15 protein-coding genes are annotated in these 18,581 nt (G+C 74.2%); 9 read left to right on the top strand and 6 right to left on the bottom strand.

The window, feature by feature from the left end:
• Positions 1–227: 227 nt before the first annotated feature.
• Positions 228–1,487, bottom strand: coding sequence for a helix-turn-helix domain-containing protein (locus ABZX40_RS03865; protein ID WP_355731234.1), 1,260 nt, complete (start codon positions 1,485–1,487; stop codon positions 228–230).
• 252 nt (positions 1,488–1,739) lie between these two features.
• Entirely contained in the window at positions 1,740–3,188 is a 1,449-nt protein-coding gene (locus ABZX40_RS03870) for an aldehyde dehydrogenase family protein (RefSeq protein ID WP_355731232.1), read from the bottom strand.
• Between the two features lie 75 nt (positions 3,189–3,263).
• Between ABZX40_RS03870 and ABZX40_RS03875 the strand changes: the two genes are divergently transcribed.
• From ABZX40_RS03875 to ABZX40_RS03885, 3 genes are all read left to right on the top strand, one after another.
• Positions 3,264–4,346 (top strand): NAD(P)-dependent alcohol dehydrogenase, encoded by a 1,083-nt coding sequence (locus ABZX40_RS03875; RefSeq protein WP_355731230.1) that lies wholly within the window; start codon positions 3,264–3,266, stop codon positions 4,344–4,346.
• 167 nt (positions 4,347–4,513) lie between these two features.
• On the top strand, positions 4,514–6,772 hold the full coding sequence (locus ABZX40_RS03880) for a cytochrome P450 (RefSeq protein ID WP_355731228.1): 2,259 nt from the start codon (positions 4,514–4,516) through the stop codon (positions 6,770–6,772).
• Positions 6,773–6,980: 208 nt separating this feature from the next.
• The gene (locus tag ABZX40_RS03885; RefSeq protein ID WP_355731226.1) at positions 6,981–8,162 is read left to right on the top strand and encodes an acetamidase/formamidase family protein; all 1,182 of its coding nucleotides are present in this window, start codon (positions 6,981–6,983) and stop codon (positions 8,160–8,162) included.
• Here the strand turns inward: ABZX40_RS03885 and ABZX40_RS03890 are convergent.
• Positions 8,122–9,039, bottom strand: a complete 918-nt coding sequence (locus ABZX40_RS03890; RefSeq protein WP_355731224.1) for a DMT family transporter — start codon at positions 9,037–9,039, stop codon at positions 8,122–8,124. The two genes, ABZX40_RS03885 and ABZX40_RS03890, sit on opposite strands and share 41 nt — an antisense overlap.
• A 92-nt stretch (positions 9,040–9,131) precedes the next feature.
• On the opposite strand from ABZX40_RS03890, the gene ABZX40_RS03895 reads away from it, so the two are divergent.
• On the top strand, positions 9,132–10,049 hold the full coding sequence (locus ABZX40_RS03895) for a LysR family transcriptional regulator (RefSeq protein ID WP_355731222.1): 918 nt from the start codon (positions 9,132–9,134) through the stop codon (positions 10,047–10,049).
• A gap of 34 nt (positions 10,050–10,083) precedes the next feature.
• Here the strand turns inward: ABZX40_RS03895 and ABZX40_RS03900 are convergent, their stop codons facing one another.
• Positions 10,084–11,025, bottom strand: coding sequence for an NADP-dependent oxidoreductase (locus tag ABZX40_RS03900; RefSeq protein WP_355731220.1), 942 nt, complete (start codon positions 11,023–11,025; stop codon positions 10,084–10,086).
• A 332-nt stretch (positions 11,026–11,357) separates the two neighbouring features.
• Here ABZX40_RS03900 and ABZX40_RS03905 point away from each other — a divergent pair, with 332 nt between their 5' ends.
• Positions 11,358–12,194, top strand: coding sequence for a S1 family peptidase (locus tag ABZX40_RS03905; protein ID WP_355731218.1), 837 nt, complete (start codon positions 11,358–11,360; stop codon positions 12,192–12,194).
• A gap of 29 nt (positions 12,195–12,223) precedes the next feature.
• Complete coding sequence (locus ABZX40_RS03910) at positions 12,224–13,909, top strand: ATP-binding cassette domain-containing protein (RefSeq protein WP_355731216.1); 1,686 nt, start codon at positions 12,224–12,226, stop codon at positions 13,907–13,909.
• A 16-nt stretch (positions 13,910–13,925) separates the two neighbouring features.
• Here the strand turns inward: ABZX40_RS03910 and ABZX40_RS03915 are convergent, their stop codons facing one another.
• Entirely contained in the window at positions 13,926–15,260 is a 1,335-nt protein-coding gene (locus ABZX40_RS03915) for an aminotransferase class V-fold PLP-dependent enzyme (RefSeq protein WP_355731510.1), read from the bottom strand.
• A 699-nt stretch (positions 15,261–15,959) separates the two neighbouring features.
• Here ABZX40_RS03915 and ABZX40_RS03920 point away from each other — a divergent pair.
• A complete protein-coding gene (locus tag ABZX40_RS03920) occupies positions 15,960–16,292 on the top strand; it encodes a hypothetical protein (RefSeq protein ID WP_355731214.1) in 333 nt (110 codons plus the stop codon).
• 113 nt (positions 16,293–16,405) lie between these two features.
• Complete coding sequence (locus ABZX40_RS03925; RefSeq protein ID WP_355731212.1) at positions 16,406–17,062, top strand: maleylpyruvate isomerase N-terminal domain-containing protein; 657 nt, start codon at positions 16,406–16,408, stop codon at positions 17,060–17,062.
• Between the two features lie 43 nt (positions 17,063–17,105).
• Here the strand turns inward: ABZX40_RS03925 and ABZX40_RS03930 are convergent, their stop codons facing one another.
• On the bottom strand, positions 17,106–17,906 hold the full coding sequence (locus ABZX40_RS03930; protein ID WP_355731211.1) for a VOC family protein: 801 nt from the start codon (positions 17,904–17,906) through the stop codon (positions 17,106–17,108).
• 155 nt (positions 17,907–18,061) lie between these two features.
• On the opposite strand from ABZX40_RS03930, the gene ABZX40_RS03935 reads away from it, so the two are divergent.
• On the top strand, positions 18,062–18,535 hold the full coding sequence (locus ABZX40_RS03935; protein WP_355731209.1) for a hypothetical protein: 474 nt from the start codon (positions 18,062–18,064) through the stop codon (positions 18,533–18,535).
• Positions 18,536–18,581: the final 46 nt, after the last annotated feature.

The following is an 18,581-nucleotide window of genomic DNA, read 5'->3' on the forward strand; positions in this document are numbered from 1 at the left end:
GCCCGCCGGACAGCAGCCAGAAGCAGGACGTCACCGCCACCCGGTCCCATCGCGCGCGGCCAGCAAGAACCGAGGCCCGACACCCGCATCAGCCGCACGCAGGCAGCCAAAACCCCGCCGCCACAAGCCCGCCGGACGGCAGCGGGAAGCGAGGCGTCACCGCCACCCGGTCCCAGCGCGCGGCCGACGACAGGCCCGGCCCGCCGCTCGGCCCCGTGGCCATCGCGTCAGCCGTGCGCGGGCAGGGGGTCGTCGTCGCCTCGGGCGGGGCCGGTCCGGGGTGTCCTGGCCGCGTCGGCGGCGAGGAGGTCCAGTGCCGTCAGGGCGAGGTGGAGTTCCGCGGAGGCGGCCGGGAGCAAGGGGTCCGTGCCGAGCAGGTTCTTGATCTGCCGTACCCGGTAGCCGACCGAGTTGCGGTGCAGATGGAGCTGTTCGGAGACGCTCTGCCGGCTGCCCCGTTCGGCGAGCCAGGCCCGCAGTGTCGCCATCAGTTCCGGGCGCTCCCGGACCGGCCCGAGATGGGTCTCGGCGTACGCCTCCAGCCGGGCGCGGGACAGGGGCAGCAGGATCTGTACGACGCCGCAGCGGTCGAAGGTGAGCAGCGGGACCCGCTGGGCGCGGGCCAGGCCGAGCAGCCGTTCCGCCTCGGTGAAGGACTGGGTGAGTCCGTCGGCCGACTCCGGCCGTGAGCCGCTCGCCGCGACGACCTGCCCGGCCGACTCGTCGCCGGTCATCAGCCGCAGCCTGTTCTGGAGCCGGGTGAGGGTGGCGTCGTCCGGGACCACCGTCCAGGCCGTGCGGCCCTCCTGCTGGGCCGGATGCTCCAGCCAGGCGAGGGCGGTGGACCAGGCGCGCAGCCGGGTGCCGCTGTAGTGCAGGACGGCACCGGCGGGCGGGTGGCGCAGATCGATGCCGAGGCTCTCGGCGGCCGAGCGCACCGAGGCACCGGCGGTGCCGGAGCGCAAGGCGGCGACGACATCGGCCGGGGTGTGCCGGGCGGTGGCCTCGGCGGGGTCGTCCCCGGCGCGTACGGCGTCGATGAGCAGAGCGGTGACGGCGGCGCGGGCCAGTGCCTGGACGCGGGGGTCGGCGTGGCCGACGGTCAGCAGGACCCCGGCCACCGTGCTCCCGGCCCGGACGGGCAGGGCGGTGGCGCGGAGGCCGTCGAGGGCCTCGACGACCGGGGGCGCGGCGGCGGGGGCGGGGTCGGCCAGCACCCCGTTCGCGATCTCGGCCGGTACTCCCGGGCCGCCGTCGGTGGTCGCCAGCGGGACGCCCTCGGCGGACAGCAGCCGCAGATGGCGTCCGGTGGCCCGCAGCAGCGCGCGGAGCACGTCCGAGCGGGTGGCACCGGCGAGCACGGCCTCGGTCAGTTCCCGCTCCAGCAGGGCGGGCTGCGGATGGTTCGGCGCCGGTTCGTCGCGGGCCGGGCCGGGCCGGGCCCCGGCGGGGGCGGCCAGGCCGTCCGGCCCGAGAGGGACAGTCACGCCGTCGAGCGCGGCAGGGGCAGCCATACCCTCGGACCCGGCCCGGACAGTCACACCATCCGGCCCAGCAGGGGCAGCCATGCCCTCGGACCCCGCCCGGACAGTCACACCATCCGGCCCGGCAGGGACAGTCACACCATCCAGCCCGGCCCGGACAGTCACACCATCCGACCCAGCAGGGGCAGCCACACCCTCGGACCCCGCCCGGGGGGCCACGTCGTCCGGCCTGGCAGCGGTAGCCATGCGTCGGCCTCAGTGGTCCAGCAACCGGATGGCCACACCCTTTTCCTGGGTGTACTCGCGCAGGGCCGCGTAGCCCCCGCCGCGGCTGAAGCCGCTGTCCTTCTGCATATTGAAGGGGAAGCCGATGACCCCGGCGTCATGGAACTGGTTGACCGCGACCTGCCCGGAGCGGACATCCTTGGCGAGCCGCAGGGCCCGGGAGATGTCATTGGTCCAGATGCAGGCCAGCAGACCGAAGTCGGTGGCGTTCATCAGCTCGGTCGCCTCGGCGGTGCCCTGGAAGGACTGCACGGCGAGCACCGGGCCGAACACCTCCTCGCGGGCGATGCGCATCCCGGCGTCGACCCGGTCGTACACGGTCGGGCGGACGAACCAGCCCCCGTCGCCGGGGGTGCCGCCGGTGACCAGCCGTGCCCCGTCGCGCGGGGCGTCGGCCAGGAAGCCGCTGACCCGGTCGTACTGGGCCTCGCTGACCAGCGGACCCATGTCCGCGTCGGCCTCCCAGGGCCCGGTCTTGACGGCGGCCATGGCGGCGGCGATCCGCTCCACCACCTCGTCGTGCGCCGAGGACTCGACCAGCAGCCGGGACCCGGCGTAGCAGTTCTGTCCGGCGTTCTCGGTGATGGAGGCGACGATGGCGGGGATCGCCGTGTCGAGGTCGGCGTCGGCGAAGAGGACGTTGGGCGACTTGCCGCCGAGTTCCAGCTTGACCGGGACGAGGTTGCGGGCGGCGGACGCCATGATGGCCCGCCCGGTGGTGGTGGAGCCGACGAAGCTGATGTGGTCGACGCCGGGGTGCGAGGTGAGGGCGACGCCCGCCTCGGGGCCGAGGCCCGCGACGACATTGATGACACCCGGCGGGAAGCCCGCGCGGCGGGCGAGTTCGGCCAGCGCGAACGGCGCCAGCGGGGCGATCTCGGAGGGCTTGAGGACGACGGTGTTGCCCGCGGCGAGGGCCGGGGCGACATTCGCGGCGGTCAGGACGGCCGGGACGTTCCACGGGATGATCACCGCGCACACCCCGTACGGCTCATGGACCGTGTAGCCCAGGTAGTCGGGGCTGCGGGTGGGCAGGGTGACACCGGTGAGCTTGTCGGCGGCGCCGGCGAAGTAGTCGATGATGCCGTGCGCGATATAGATGTTCGTCCGGCCGCCGGACAGCGGCTTGCCGACGTCCTGGGCCTCGACGGCCGCGAGCGCCTCGACCTCGGCGATGATCAGGTCGGCCCAGCGGCGGATCAGCGCCCCGCGTTCACTGGGGTTGGTGGCGGCCCAGGCGGGCGCGGCGCGGCGGGCCGCGGCGACCGCGTCGTCGACGTCGGCGGCACCCGCGCGGGCCACGGTGTGGAACACCGACCGGGTCGCCGGATCGAGAACGTCCAGCGTGCCGCCGTCTCGGGCCGCGACCCATTCACCGTCGATGAAGTGCAGAGCAGAGGGGATGTCAACAGCGACCATGGGGGGAACCTTGACCGACCTTGTTGCACATGTCAAGATGCGGTCTCACTTTGTGAGGTGCAACTAGGAGGCCCTGTGCGTGCCACCGCCGCTCTGCTGACCCAGCCCAAAGAGCCGTTCCTGCTGACCGAGGTGGACCTGGAGGAGCCCCGTCCCGACGAGGTTCTCGTACGGGTCGCGGCCGTCGGGATCTGCGGCACCGATCTGGAGTTCGCCACCTTCTTCCCCACCCCCGCCCTGCTCGGCCACGAGGGCTCGGGTGTGGTGGAGAAGGTCGGCGCCCAGGTCACGTCCGTCCGTCCCGGCGACCATGTCGCCATGTCCTTCGCCTCGTGCGGCACCTGTGCGCTGTGCCGTACCGGCTCCCCCGCCTACTGCCGCTCTTTTGACGCGGTCAACTTCTCCGGCCACCGGCCCGACGGCACCTCCGCGGTGTCGTACGAGGGGCGGGAGGTCAATGCCCACTTCCTCGGCCAGTCGTCGTTCGCCAGTCATGTCGTCGCCCCCGAGCGGGCGGTCGTCCGGATCGATCCCTCGCTGGATCTGCTGCGGGCCGGGCCGTTCGGCTGCGGGTTCCAGACCGGGGCGGGCGGGGTGCTCAATGTGCTCCAGCCGCGTCCCGGGTCCTCGCTCGCGGTCTTCGGCGCCGGGGCCGTCGGGGTGGCCGCCATCATCGCCGCCGTGCTGAGCGGCTGCAAGAGCGTGGTCGCGGTCGATGTGAACCCGGCCAAGCTGGAGGCGGCGCGCGGCTACGGCGCCACCCACACCGTGGACTCCTCCACCGGCGACAGCGCGGACAAGCTGGCCGCCCTGGTCCCCGAGGGGTTCGACTTCGTCATCGACACGACCGGCCGCGAGGATGTGCTGCGCACCGCCGTGGAGGCGCTCGGGCCGCTCGGCCGGGCCGGGGTCATCGGGGTCGGGGCGAGCGAGTCCATGAGCTTCGAGTGGCGCTCCATCCTCAACGGGCGTTCCGTCACCGGCATCATCGCCGGGGCGAGCGTGCCCCAGCTGTTCCTGCCGCGGCTGCTGGAGCTCAATGCCGAGGGCCGGTTCCCGGTCGAGAAGATGATCACCTACTTCCCGTTCGAGCAGATCAACGAGGCCGTGGCCGCGGTGCGCTCCGGCGCGGTCGGCAAGGCCGTCCTCACCTTCTGACCCACTCCTTCTGACAGCCCGGTGCGGAGATCGGCCCCGGCCGACTCATTGCCGTCGGCGCGGACACCGCTTAAGGTGACCTGACCTGCGCCGATGAGGCTTCAGACATCCGGTGGCGCGGCCGGACAACACCGCGCACAGGTACCAGCACGTGGAGCGTGCCCACCATGTCCGCCGACATCGACCTCCCGCTCTCCCCCAGCCTCGATCCCGGCTCCGCCGAGGGTCGTCACCCCGACTTCGACCACCACTCCGACGACGCCAACGCCGACCCGGTCGCCTACTACGCCCGGTTCCGGGCCACCTGCCCGGTCGGCCGCTCCGAGGCCCACGGCGGCTTCCACTACACCACCCGGTACGCCGATGTGGCCCGGATCGCCCGTGACGACGAGACCTTCTCCTCGGCCCGCAGCGACTCCGGCGGACCCGGCGTCGGCATCGTCATCCCCAAGGGCCCCGGGCTCGAACAGTTCCCGATCGAGCTGGACCCGCCCCGGTCCACCGAGTACCGGACGCTGATCAACCCCCTGCTGACCCCGGAGGCGGTCGAGCGGCTGGTGCCGATGATCGAGCGCCACGCCGCCCGGATCGTGGACGACTTCATCGAGCTGGGCTCCTGCGACTTCGTCCGCGATCTCACCAACCCGCTGCCCGCCGCGGTCACCCTGGACTGGCTCGGCTTCCCCGAGGAGGACTGGGCGAAGCTGGCCGGGCCGATCCATGACATCTTCGCGGCCCCGGCCGGCAGTGAGCGCGCCGCGCGCGGCGCCGCCGGTCTCGCCTATATGGACCAGCGGATCCGGGAGCTGATCGCCGACCGGCGCACGGCTCCTCGCGAGGACGCCATCAGCGAGCTGGTCGCGGGCCGCCGCTCGGACGGCACGCCGTTCGGCGACGACGAGCTGGTGTCGGTGATCGGGCTGCTCATCGCGGGCGGCGTCGACACCACCACCTCGCTCACCGGCTCCACCCTGGTCCATCTCGCCCGCCATCCCGACCAGCGGCGGCGCCTGGCCGAGACCCCGGACCTGCTGGAGAGCGCCACCGAGGAGTTCCTGCGCGCGTTCGCCCCGTCCCAGTCGATGGCGCGGACCGTCACCCAGGACACCGAGGTGGGCGGCTGCCCGATGCGGGCGGGCGACCGGGTGCTGATCCCCTGGGTCGCCGCCAACCACGACCCGGCCGTGTTCCCCGACCCCGAGCAGGTGCGGCTGGACCGGGACACCACCCGGCACCTCAGCTTCGGCATCGGCTCGCACCGCTGCGCGGGGGCGCATCTGGCGCGGGCCATGTTCCGGGCGATGATGACCCAGATCCTCACCCGGCTGCCCGACTACCGGGTGGTCGAGGAGGGCCTCGTCCCCTACGACACCCTCGGCAACCAGTCCGGCTGGGACGCGATCCCGGCGCTGTTCCCGCCCGCGCCCCGCGCCACCGGCACGGCCGACCGGGGCCCGCGCACCCTCACCGCGCCCACCCCGCTGCGGGTGACCGCCGTGCATCGCGCGGCCGAGGACGTGCTCGCCATCGGCCTCGCCCTGCCGGGCGGCGGCGACCTCCCGGCGTGGCGGGCCGGGGCCCATGTGGAGGTGCGGCTGCCGTCGGGGCGGCTGCGGCAGTACTCGCTGTGCGGGGACCCCGCCGACCCCACCACCTGGCGCATCGGCGTGCTGCGCGAGCCCGGGGGCCGGGGCGGCTCGGTGGAGCTGCACGAACTCGCCCGCCCCGGAGCCACCTTCGCGGTGCGCGGCCCGCGCAACCACTTCCCCCTGGTGGACGCCCCGTCGTATCTGTTCCTCGCGGGCGGTATCGGTGTCACCCCGATCCTCGCGGCGGTCCGCGAGGCCGCCGAGCGCGGCACGCCGTTCACCGTGGTGTACGGCGGACGCTCCCGGTCGACGATGGCGTTCGCCGATGAACTCGCCGCCGTCGCCGGGGACGCCCTCACCCTGCTCCCGCAGGACGAGGCCGGACTGCCGGACCTGCCCCGGCTGCTGGGCGGGCTGGCGGCGGACACCGCGGTCTACGCCTGCGGTCCGGCGCCGATGCTGGCCGCCGTCGAGCGCGAGTGCGCCCGGCTCGAACTGGCGGACCGGCTGCATCTGGAGCGCTTCGCCGCCGGGGACGAACTGGAGACGGCGTTCGCGGCCGAGGCGAACCGGCCCTTCGAGGTCAGCCTCGCCCGCAGCGGCGTCACCCTCGCCGTCCCGGCCGACCGCCGTCTGATCGAGGTGCTGCGCGACTCGGTGAGCGGACTGTCCTACGACTGCGAGAAAGGGTATTGCGGCGCCTGTGAGACCCGGGTGCTCGCCGGGACCCCCGAGCACCGGGACTCGGTGCTCACCGAGGAGGAGCGGCAGGCCGGGCGCACCATGATGATCTGCGTCGGCCGCTGCCAGGGCGACCGCCTCGTGCTCGATCTCTGACCCTCGCCCGGCCCCGTCCGGGGCGAGCCCGCGCACGGGTCCGGCACCCCACCGGCCCCGTGCGTCGGCATGCCCTCCCCCACCCCGATCTCATCGCGAGACGCCATAACGCCATACAAGACGCCGTTACGGGCGTGCCCCCACCGCGAAACACCCGCGCAACGAGTCGTTCCTAGCGTCGGCCCATCCCTTCCACGAAAGGCGGGCCATGCCAGCGACCGACTCTCCCCCGCTCGATGTCGCCGCGACCGGCTTCACCGTCCTCCAGCCCGGCCACGGCGACCTCCCCTCCGGCACCTATGTCCCGGCCACCCCCGGCAACGTCCTGTGGGGCCGACTGCCGTGCGCGGCGGACACCCCCCGCGCGGTGGTGCGCTCCGGTTCCGTCGTCACCGTCGACACCGTCAGCCACGAGGGCGTCCTGGAGGACCAGGGCCGCGACCCCCGGGACTTCTTCGCCCGGTACGGCATCGGCGGCGCCCATGTCCTGGACGACGCCCAGCAGATCGCCGACTCCGCGCTCCCGCACGACGACGACATCGACGGACCACACCTGGTCACCGGCCCGATCGCGGTCTCCGGCGCCCGCCCCGGCGATCTGCTCGCCGTGACCGTCCTCGCCCTCACCCCCCGGGTCCCCTACGGCATGGTCTCCGCCCGGCACGGCTTCGGCGCGCTCCCGGGCGAACTGCCCTCGCTGCCCGGCCCGGTGATCACCTTCGCCACCGCGCACCGGGACGGCGACGGGGCCTTCGGCCGGATGGCGGTGGACCCCGCCGACCCCGCCCGGGGCGCACTGCGCTTCCCGCTGCGCCCGTTCCTCGGGGTCATGGGCGTCGCGGTGCCCGGCGGCGACCGCCCGCACTCGGTGCCCCCGGGACGGCACGGCGGCAATATCGATGTCTCCCTGCTCGGCGTCGGCGCCACCCTCTATCTGCCGGTGCAGGTCGACGACGCCCTCGTCTACTTCGGTGATCCGCACTTCGCGCAGGGCGACGGCGAGGTGGCGCTCACCGCGTTCGAGGCGTCCCTGCGGGCCACCGTCCGGCTGGAGATCGTCTCCGGCGGCGCGGCGCTCCGCCCCGGCCACGGCCGGATCACCCCCTTCGCCGAGACCGACGAATACCTCGTACCCATCGGCCTGGACGAGGATCTGGACCGGGCGATGCGCGACTGTGTGCGCTGCGCGCTGGATCTGCTGGTGACGGACTACGGCATCGACCGGCATCTGGCGATGGCCTACCTCAGCGCCGCGGGCGACTTCGCGGTCTCCCAGGTCGTGGACGGTGTCAAGGGCATCCACGGGAAGATCCGCAAGCGTGACTTCCGCGAGGTGACCGGCCCGGCGCTCACCGCGCGGACGGGGCCCCCGCTGCGGGCCGCAGGCTGACCACCACCCCGCACAGCACCAGGGCGGCGCCCGCGAGCTGGTACCGGGTGGCGGTGCCCGCGCCGGTCAGGAACAGCGCGAGCAGTGAGGCGAAGGGGACCAGCCCGTTGAAGAGCCCGGCGCGGCTCGGCCCGAGCCGTTCGACGGCCGCGTACCAGAGGAGGAAGACGACGGTGGTCACGCCGAGGGCGAGGAAGGCCAGCGCCGTGAACTCCCCGGCGGTGGGCAGCCGCAGGACCGGATTCCCGGTGACGGCCCGGGTGAGCAGGGCGGCGGTGAGGAGCATCGCGGAGGCGAGGGCGCAGGCGTAGGTGGTGACGGTCAGGGCGCCCAGGTCCCGGATGGGCGGTGCGCCGAGCAGGGTGACCGAGACGACCCCCACCAGGGCGAGGCAGGCCCACAGCAGTCCGCCGGGGCTGGGCTCCACCCCCTGGGCTCCGGCGAGTTGGGCCACCGCCGAACCGGCGGCCACGCACAGCGCCCCGCCGGTCAGGGCGCGGGACGGGCGGGTGCCGGTCACCGCGGCCCGGATCAGCACGATGACCAGGGGGGCGGCGCCGATGGCGATGCCGATGTTGCCGGGCGCGGTGGCCGAGGTGGCCCGGATCAGGACGACGCCGTACCCGGCCATGCCCAGGGCCGCCAGGAGGGTGATCCACAGCAGGTCGGTGCGGGTCGGCCGGGTGAAGGTGTGGCGCCGCAGCCGGGCCCAGACCAGCAGGAAGAGGGTGGCCAGGGTGAACCGCACGGCCTGTCCGCCGAGCAGCGGGTAGCCGTGCAGCCGGTCGGAGGCGGCCACGGACCCGCCGACCAGGCACACCGCACCCACCGCCGCCCAGACTCCGGAGCGCGGGGCGGACAGGGGGGTCGGTTTCATGGCGCCAGGCTGACAGCGGCCGGACATCAGCAGAAGTACGGTATTACTGGCCAAGTCGTAAGCAGAACTGATGAACCCGTCCGGGAGGGCCGATGATCGAGGCGCAGCGGCTCGCCGTGTTCCGCGAGGTGGCCCGGCACGGCAGCTTCGCGGGGGCGGCACAGGCGCTGCGGCTGACTCCCTCGGCGGTGTCGCAGCAGATGGCAGCGCTCGAACGGGCCGCCCGCACCCCGCTGTTCGCGCGCAGCACCCGGGGCGTGACCCTCACGGCCGCCGGGACGGCCCTGCTGCGGACGGCGGACGCCGTGCACGGCGAACTGCGCCGGGCCGAACGCACCCTGGCCCGGCTGCGCGAGCAGGGGCCGCCCTCGCTCACCGTCGCCACCTTCGCCAGCGCGGGCTCGCTGCTGCTGGCGCCCGCGCTGGCCGCCCTGAAGCGGGAGGCGGGGGTCGCCACGACGGTGATCGAGGCCGAGCCCGCCGAGGCGCTGGCCGCGCTCCACGACGGCCGGGCCGACATGGCGCTGGTGTACCACTTCAACAGCAGCCTCCCACCCGCGAGTTGGGACGAGACGGCGGGCGGGTGCGCGTACCGGCCGCTGGTCCGGGACGAGCTGCGGCTCGTGGTGCCGGCCGGTCATCCGCTCGCCCGGGGGCGGGCGGTGGCCCGGCTGGAGGCGGTGGCGGACGAGCCGTGGATCCAGGGCTGGGACCTGCCGGGCGAGGCCCTGGACGCCCTCGCCGCCACCCACGGGCTGCGCCCCCGGGTGGTGTGCCGCTCCAGTGACTTCCGGTTCATGCAGGCGCTGGTGGCGGCGGGGGTCGGGGTGGCGTTCGTGCCGTCCCTCGCCATCGAGCGGGGCCCGGACACCCGCGCGGTGCGGATGGAGCCGACGGCGCGCCGCTTCATCGGCGTGTACGCCGCTGCGGGCACGGCGGCGTCGGCGCTGCTCGGGGCGTTGGAGGAGCGGGCGGCGGCACTGGGCACGGAGGCCGGTCGCCGGCCTTGAGCGGGGCACCGGCCCGGTCAGGTGTGCCGCCGGTTCAGCCCGTCTCCTCCTGCGTGACCTGGATGACGGTCTTGCCGGAGGTGCGCCGCTCCGGGGCGAACGCGGCCGGGGTCTCGGCGAGGGGGCGGACCGCGCCGATCCTCGGGTGGAGCCGTCCGTCGCGCACCCGGGCGGCGAGGTCGGCGAGCCGGGCACGGTCGGGTTCCACGACGAAGAACACGGCCCGGCCGTCGTCGGGGCGGACGGTGACCGGGCGGGCGATGGTGACCAGGGTGCCGCCGGGGCGGACCAGCGCGGCGGAGCGGTCCAGGACCTCGCCCCCGATGACATCGAAGACGACATCCACCTGTCCGATGCCCGCCAGGACATCCTTCAGCCGTCCGGCCTGGAGGTCCACGAACGCGGTCGCGCCCAGGGTCCGGGCGGTCTCGCGGTCGGCGGCGCGGCCGGTGCCGACGACCACGGCACCGGCGTCGCGGGCGAGCTGGACGGCGAGGGAGCCGACACCGCCCGCGGCCCCGTGGACCAGCACGGTCTGGCCGGTGGTGAGCCGGGCGTGGTCGAACAGCCCCTGCCAGGCGGTGAGTCCGGAGATGGGCAGCGCGGCGGCCGTGACATGGTCGATGTCGGCCGGGAGCGGGGCGAGATTGCGGGCCTCGACGGCGGTGTACTCGGCGAGGGTGCCGTTGCGGGTCCAGTCGGCGAGGCCGAAGACCCGCTGTCCCACGGTCAGGCCGGTGGTGCCGTAGCCCAGTTCGGCGACCACGCCGGACAGTTCGTGGCCGGGGACGCTCGGGGTGCGGTCACGGCCCGCCCGGTCGGTCCAGGTGCCGGGCCAGGACAGCTCGCCGGGGGTGAATCCGGCGGCGTGGACGCGTACGACGACATCGTTCTCGGCGGCGTGCGGATGGGGCAGCTCGGTGAGGGTGAGGCCGCCGGTTCCGGCGTCACGGTCCTGAACGGTGATGGCTCGCATGGGGGCCTCCTCGGGAGGGGTGGATCGGTCGTCCGTGCCGGTTGATGGTGTCCGTCCCGGCGTGATCTCCACCGTAATGAGGAAGCGGCCCAGCCTCATGGGCCAATCGGAGGCCACCCGACCGGGCCATTGACCGCCGTCGTCGCTCACCCCCCCCCGCCCCGAGGGGAACAAGGGCGAGGGCGAGGCACGCTGGTCGTCGACGGCCGGACACCCCGGTGACCCGACGGACACGGCCGAAGTCCGCCCTATCCGGCGCGGCAGCGCCCAGGCACAATGAGCGCTGGCTCGTGCCCGGCCTGACCGACCTTCTCCCCGGGGGGACTTGGGTGATGAGAGCACGCCGTAGCGTCGTGGGGCGCTGTCTGCTGAGTCTGTTCGTGACGGCCGGCCTCGCCGTGTCCGCCGCTCCGGCGACCGCCGCGCCCCCGGCCGTGGCGCAGGCCCGGGTCGCCGCCGCCGTCGAGTCGCTGGGCATCACCGGTACCGCCTGGGTGCCGGACCCGGTCACCGGCCGTACCCGGGTGCTCGCCGATGCCACGGTCACCGACGCGGATGTGGCCAGACTGGGCCGCCTCGACGGCTCCGTGGCGGTGGAGCGCGTCGAGGGGCGGCTGCGCCCGCTGCTCTCCGGCGGCGACGGCATTTACACCGGCACCTCCCGCTGCACCGCGGGCGTCAATGTGCAGGGCGGTTCGTCGTTCTACTTCGTCACCGCCGGGCACTGCACCTCCGGCGCCGCCGACTGGTACACCTCGTCGGGCCTGAGCACGCTCATCGGTGTCACCACCGCCACCAGCTTCCCCGGCAACGACTTCGGGGTCGTCCGGTACACCAACTCTGCCGTGCCGCACCCCGGCACGATCGGGACCGTCGATGTCACCGGCACCGCGACCGCCACCCTCGGGCTGGCCGTCTGCCAGCGGGGCGCGGTCTCCGGGGTCCGCTGCGGAACGATCACCGCCCTCAACGCCACCGTCAACTACGGCGGCGGAAACGTGGTGTACGGCCTGATCACGACGAACATCTGCTCGCAGCCCGGTGACAGCGGTGCCCCGCTCTACGCGGGCGACCGGATCATCGGCATCCTGTCCGGCGGTTCCGGCTGCACCAGCTTCTACCAGCCGATCCAGGAGGCCCTGGCCATGTACGGAATGTCCGTGTACTGACCCGGCCGGGCGGCTGGCATGCTGCACCCATGGTGACGCCTCCCTCACAGTCCGTCGGCCTCCCCGCCCCCGCCTCCCCGCCCGGCCTGCGTCTGCGGGCCCGCCATGTCGGCCGGGACGTGCCCGGTGCCGGGCGGGTGCTGCACGACATCAGCCTCGACATCCCGCCCGGCCGGCTCACCGTCGTCGCCGGGAGCAGCGGCGCCGGGAAGACGGTCCTGCTCCAGACGCTGGCCGGGCTGAGCGCCCCCAGCACCGGCGAGGTGCTGCACGACGGGGCCGCACCGGGGCCGCCGGGACCGGCGTTCGGCCATGTCCCGCAGGACGACATCATCCACCGCGCGCTCCCGCTGGGCCGCACCCTCACCTACGCGGCGGGCCTGCGGCTGCCGCCCGGCACCCCGGCGGCGGACATCGCGGCGGCCGTGGACCGCGTCCTCGCCGTCCTCTCTCTCACCGACCGCGCGGCGACACCCGTGCGCGCGCTGAGCGGCGGGGAGCGCAAACGGGCCAGTATCGCGGTCGAGTTGCTCACCCGTCCTCGGGTGCTGTTCCTCGACGAACCGACCTCCGGCCTCGACCCGGTCACCGGCGCCGCTCTGCTGCGCACCCTGCGCGCCCTCGCCGCGACCGGCACCACGGTGGTCATGACCACCCATGTCCTCGCCGACCTCCTCGGCGCCGACCGGATCGTCTTCCTCACCTCCGGCGGCGAACTCGCCTACGCGGGGGACCCGGCCGGCCTGTGCCCGGCGTTCGGGGTGGCCACCCTGGAGGAGGTGTACGGGGCGGCGGCGCAGGGCGTACGGGCCGCGCCCGCGACGCCACCGGCTCCGGAGCCGGAACCGGTCGGGGAACCGGCGAGGGACGCCGCGGTCCCCGGCGCCCTGCGCCAATGGGCGCTGCTGACCCGGCGCGGTACCGCGCTGCTGCTGCACGACCGGCTCTCGGTCGCTGTGCTCGCCGGGTCACCGGTGATGATCGTGGCGATGTTCGCGGTGCTGTTCCGGGCGGGGGCGTTCGACGCCGGGTCGCCCGATCCGGGGTCGACGGCCATGATCATGTTCTGGATCGCGTTCGGGGCGTTCTTCTTCGGGCTGACCTACGGGCTGCTCCAGATCTGTCCCGAGCTGCCGGTGCTGCGCCGGGAGTGGCTGGCGGGGCTGCGGATCGGGCCGTATGTGGCGTCGAAGCTGACGACGATGCTGCCGGTGCTGGCGGTGGCGGACGCGCTGCTGCTGGTGGTGCTGCGGGCGCTGGACCGGCTGCCCGCGGCGGGCTGGGGGACGTACGGTTCGCTGTTCATGACGAGTGTGCTGGCCTCGGCCGCCGCGCTGGCGCTGGGGCTGCTGGCCTCGGCGGCGGTGTCGGAACCGGCGCAGGCCACGCTGATGCTGCCGCTGCTGTGCTTTCCGCAGGTGCTGTTCTCGGGGGCGTTCGTGCCGGTGCCCCGGATGACCGCGGCCGGGGAGGCCATCAGCTGGGCGATGACCAACCGCTGGGCGTTCGAGGCACTGGGCGGCGCGGTGGGGCTGGAGACCCTGTGGCGGAGCGGCGGCTCCCCGCTCGGACCGCCGCTGCTCGCCTCGTACGGTGACTCCTTCGGGCATCCGGCGGCGCGGGGATGGCTGATTCTGGCGGGCTTCACCCTCGTCTTCCTGGCGGGTACGTGGGCGGTCCTGGTGCGCAAGTGCCGGGACGGGGCGCGGCGGTGACCGGGGCGGGCGCCGCTCAGCAGCCCTGTCTGGGGGCCAGCCCCGCCGTGCCCGGCGCCCGGTCCCGGTAGGTGTCCTGGACGAAGCCGAGGAAGGTGTCGACGTCCCTCGGCTGGGACGACACACCGAGCGAGACGCGGACGGCGCCCGCCGACGGCAGGTGCAGCGCTTCGAGATAGTCCTCCAGCGAGCCGAGGCGGCGCCGGGCCGCCGCGCGGAGCCGGTCGGCCGGCAGGGCGAAGGCGGCCTCGCCCGCGCCCGGGTTGCAGAAGCAGCCGGTGCGCAGGGAGATCCCGCGCGCGGCGCTGTCCCGGGTGACGAGCCGCTCGTCCACCACCGCGCCGTGCGCGTCGAGTACGTTCAGCGCGACCGTGCCGCCGCGGGCGGTGTCGGCGCGGCCGGGTCCGTACACCCGGACGAGCGGGGTGCCGTCGCTGTGCCGCAGCTGGCCGAGGCCGGTCAGCAACCGGTCGGTGAGGGCGGTGACATGGGCGTGGATCCGGTCCATGCCGATGGCGTCGATCCAGGCGAGCCCGGAGGTGATGTCGGGCAGGGCCAGGAAGTTGAGGGTGCCGTCCTCGAAGGCGCTCTCGCCGGCGGCGAGGACATGCCACTGGGCCTGGGCGCTGACCGCGTAGATGGTGCCGCCGGAGAACCAGGGGCGGCGCAGCACGGCCAGCGCGGAGCGGCGGGCGATGAGCGAGCCGACGCCGGTGGGGTGGCCGAAGACCTTGTACCAGCTCACCGCGGTGAAGTCGGGGTGGTGGCGGCTGAGGTCCAGGGTGTTGGTGGGGGCATGGGCGGCGGCGTCGAGCAGGACGTGATGGCCGTGGGCCTGGGCGGTGGCGATCCAGTCGAGCGGGTGCCGCACCCCGGTGAAGTTGCTCTGCGCGGGGTAGGCGAACAGGCCGGGGCGGCGGGTTCCGGCCAGGGCGGCGCGCAGCCGGTCCTCGTCCAGGGTCAGACCGGGTCCGCTCACGGGGACGTACACCGTCCGCGCTCCCCGGGCGCGGGCGTACTCCCTGAGGCCGTTGACGGAGTTGTGGTTGTCGAGCGACAGCACCAGCCGGGTGGAGCGGGTGAAGGGGTATGCCTCGCCGACCAGGCGCAGGGCGCCGGTGGCGTTGGGGGTGAAGATCACGGCGTACTCGGCGGGGTCGGCGTTGAAGTGCCGCAGCACCGCCGCGCGGGCCTCCTCGACGAGGCGTCCGGAGGCGAGGGAGGCGGGGCTCTCGGAGTGCGGGTTGCCGAACAGCCCGCCGGTGATCCGCCGGGCGCTGCCCTGGACCAGCGAGCGCGGGGGCAGCCCGGCGCCGGTGTGGTCGAGGTAGGTGTGGCCGCCCTCGTCCAGGTACCCGAACTCACGCTCGCGGAGGGCGGCGAGGGTTTCGGCGCGGGCTTGGGCGGGGGCTCGGGCGAGGGTGTCGGCGCGGGCTTCGGCGCGGGCTCGGGCGAGGGCTTCGGCGCGGGTTTCGACGCAGGCTTCGGCGCGGGCTTGGGCGCGATCCTCGCAGGGTCCGTGTGTCGCTTCCGCGGCGAGCGGCGGGCCTGCGGGCAAGGGCCCCGCGGGTGCCTGGCCTGCGGGCAGTGGCCCGCTGGCTGGCGGGACTGCGGGCAGCGGCCCTGCAGCGGGCGGGCCTGCGGATGGCGGGACTGCGGGCAACGACCCGGCGGTCGGCGGTCGGGCGGTCGGCGGACCGGCGCTCGGCGGCCCTACGGGCGGCGGACCTGCCGACAACGGCCCCCCGGGCGGCGACGCCCCCGATGTCGCACCTGCCGACAACGGCCCCGCGGACAACGGACCTCCCGATAACGGCTCTGCGTCGTCAGTCGCCTTCATCACCCTTCCATCCCCCTTGCCCCCGTATGACTGGAACTCCCTTCCACGGTAAACGCGCGGAAGCGCCGGGCGCTTCCGGAGCGGTGGACATCGGACACCTCCGGGAGAGGGACCGGATGGCGGACGGGAGCGGCGGCAGAGGGGTCGGGTCCCCATCCGGCACGCGGGTCGCGGCAAGGACATACACGGACAATGCTTACCATCCCGGGCGTGGCACATACCTTCGAAGAGCTGGTGGGCATGCAGCGCGCCGCCGATCACGCCAATGAACAGGTGCGGCAGTTGCGGGACCAGTACGGTCCGCCGACCGCGCATCCCTGGTCCGAGCAGCAGACGGAGACCTACGAGACCGCGCTGCGCGCCTGGCGCGACCTGGCCCGCGATGTCCAGGCCGCGGTCACCGAGTACGCCCAGGAGCAGGGCATCGCCCGCTTCCAGGCGGAGGTGGACGTGAAGTCGGCGGTCCGCCACCCGGAGCCGGAGCACCCGGGGGACACGGAGGAGACCGGCGATCAGGAGGGCCCGGCGAGCGGCGGGCCCTGACCCCGCACCCGGCGGAGCACGACCGCCCCCCACCCCCCACCCCGTCCCGACGACCTCCGTGAGCCCACCGCCCGCCGATGGTCCCCGCCCCCGCACCGGCCTACGCTGCCCGCGTGGATCACTTCTCCCTCGCGTGGACCGCGTTGCGAACGGCGGTGGCCGCGCTGGACGACGGGGACTTCGAGAGACCGTCCAGGTGCGCCGGATGGCTGGTCCGGGACCTGGTGTGCCATCTGGTCATCGACGCCCAGGACGTGCTGATCACCCTCGTCACCCCGGCCGACGGCCCGCCCACGGCCGATGCCACGACCTACTGGCGGCTGCTCGACGCGCCCCCGACCGGCGACGACCCCCTCGCCGCGCTGATCCCCCGGCTCGCGGCGGCGTACGGGGAGCCGCGCCTGCTCACCTTCCATCTGGACGACGTCGGTTCGGCCGCCGGCCGGGCCGCCCTGCTCGCCGATCCGGCCGCGCGGGTCGGCACCCAGGACATGGTCCTCACCACGGGCGACTATCTCTCGGCGTATGTCCTCGAATGGACCCTGCACCACCTCGATCTGATCGCGTGTCTGCCCTCGGCCTCCGGTCCACCGGCCGAGACCCTGGCGGCGTCCCGGGCGGCGCTGGAGCGGATCGCCGGTGTCCCCTTCCCCTCGTCGTTCTCCGACCGGGACGCCCTGCTGATCGGCACGGGACGCCGTACGGCGAGCGAAGCGCGGCGGGCGGAGCTGGGCGCGCTCGGCGCCCGGCTGCCGCTCATCCTGGGCTGACCCTGCCCCCTGTCCCCTGGCCCGGCCCCGCCGCGCCCGGCGTTCAGTGGGGGCGGCTCGGGGCGAGGACGACGAAGTCGGCGTCCGAGCCGTCGAGGCAGACGGCCATCCGGCCGATGCCCTCGGCCGTGTCGGGGCCCATCTGTATGCTGCCGCCGCTCTCGGCGACCTTGGCGACGGCGGCGTCGCAGTCGGTGACGTCGAAGACCGGGTGCCAGTACGCCTGGCCGTTGGCGAGGGCGAGGGCCTCCTTGTCGACCTGCATGAGGCCGCCGTGCATCCGCTCGTCGGGGAGCCCGGCCGGGGTGATCAGCGAGTAGGTGCCCCCGCCACCGGGCAGCTCCATGTCGCCGAACTGCCAGCCGAAGACCGCGCCGTAGAACTCCTTCGCCGCCGCCGCGTCCGTGGTGTACAGCTCGGTCCAGGAGAGCGAGCCCGGCTTGTCCACAAGTTCGACACCGGGGCTGGTGCCGGGCTGCCAGACGGCGAACTGGGCGCCCTGCGGGTCGGTGTACTGCGCCATGCGGCCCCATTCGTCCAGCGCCATGGGCGGTACCCGCACCGCGCCCCCGGCGCGCTCGACGGCCCGGGTGGTGGCATCGGCGTCGGGGACGGAGTAGTAGATCATCCAGGCCGGGCGGGCGCCCTCCTCGGTGAGTTTGCCGAGTCCGGCGACGGTCTTGCCGTCCTTCTGGAACATGCCGCCCTCCGCGCTGTCCCCCTCCCCCATGGGCTGGTACTCCCAGCCGAGCACCGCGCCGTAGAAGGCGGCGGCGGCCCGGACATCGGGAGCGCCCAGATCGAGGAAACAGGGTGAGCCCGGGGCGAAGTCGGTGGTGATCACTGCGATTCCCTTCGTAGCTCCTGTCTGCCCTCAGCCTGACACCCGCCACTGACAATCGCCCGTCGGACTTCGTACACCAGTTCCTATAATGGGGACAGGGGCGCCGTCCGGGAGACTCGGGGCGGGCCACCCGCCGATCGGACAGGAGCCCTCGGATGACAGCGGACGCCCTCGCCGGGATCCCCGGATGCCTGGCCTGCGATCTCACCGCCGGGCGCGTGCCGCTGCCGGGCGGGATCCTGCTGCGGGCCGGGTCCTGGGTGGTCGAGCACTGTGTCGGCGCGCTGGGCCTGGGCACGCTGGTGGTCAAGCCTGTCCGCCATGTCGTCCATGTCGCCGATCTGACCGGGCCGGAGGCCGCCGACATGGGCCCGCTGCTGCGGCGGGTGAGCGCCACGGTCACCGCCGTGACGGCCCCGGAGCAGGTGTATGTGTGCCTGTGGTCGCACGCGGGCGGGGTCCCCGGTCATCTGCACTTCGTCGTGCAGCCCGTGGACCGGGCGACCGTCGTCCGGTACGACGCCTTCGGACCCCGGCTCCAGGTCGCCCTGGGCGAGGAGGGCCGCGTACCGGAGGCAGGGGAGGTGGAGCGGGTGTGCGACCGGCTACGGGGCGCACTGGGTGGGTGATAGCGGCGGGAGGAAAGAGGGTGGGAGGGAGCGGGCGGACCGTGCC

It is taken from the genome of Streptomyces sp. NPDC004610 (assembly GCF_040609715.1).
Lineage (GTDB): Bacteria > Actinomycetota > Actinomycetes > Streptomycetales > Streptomycetaceae > Streptomyces.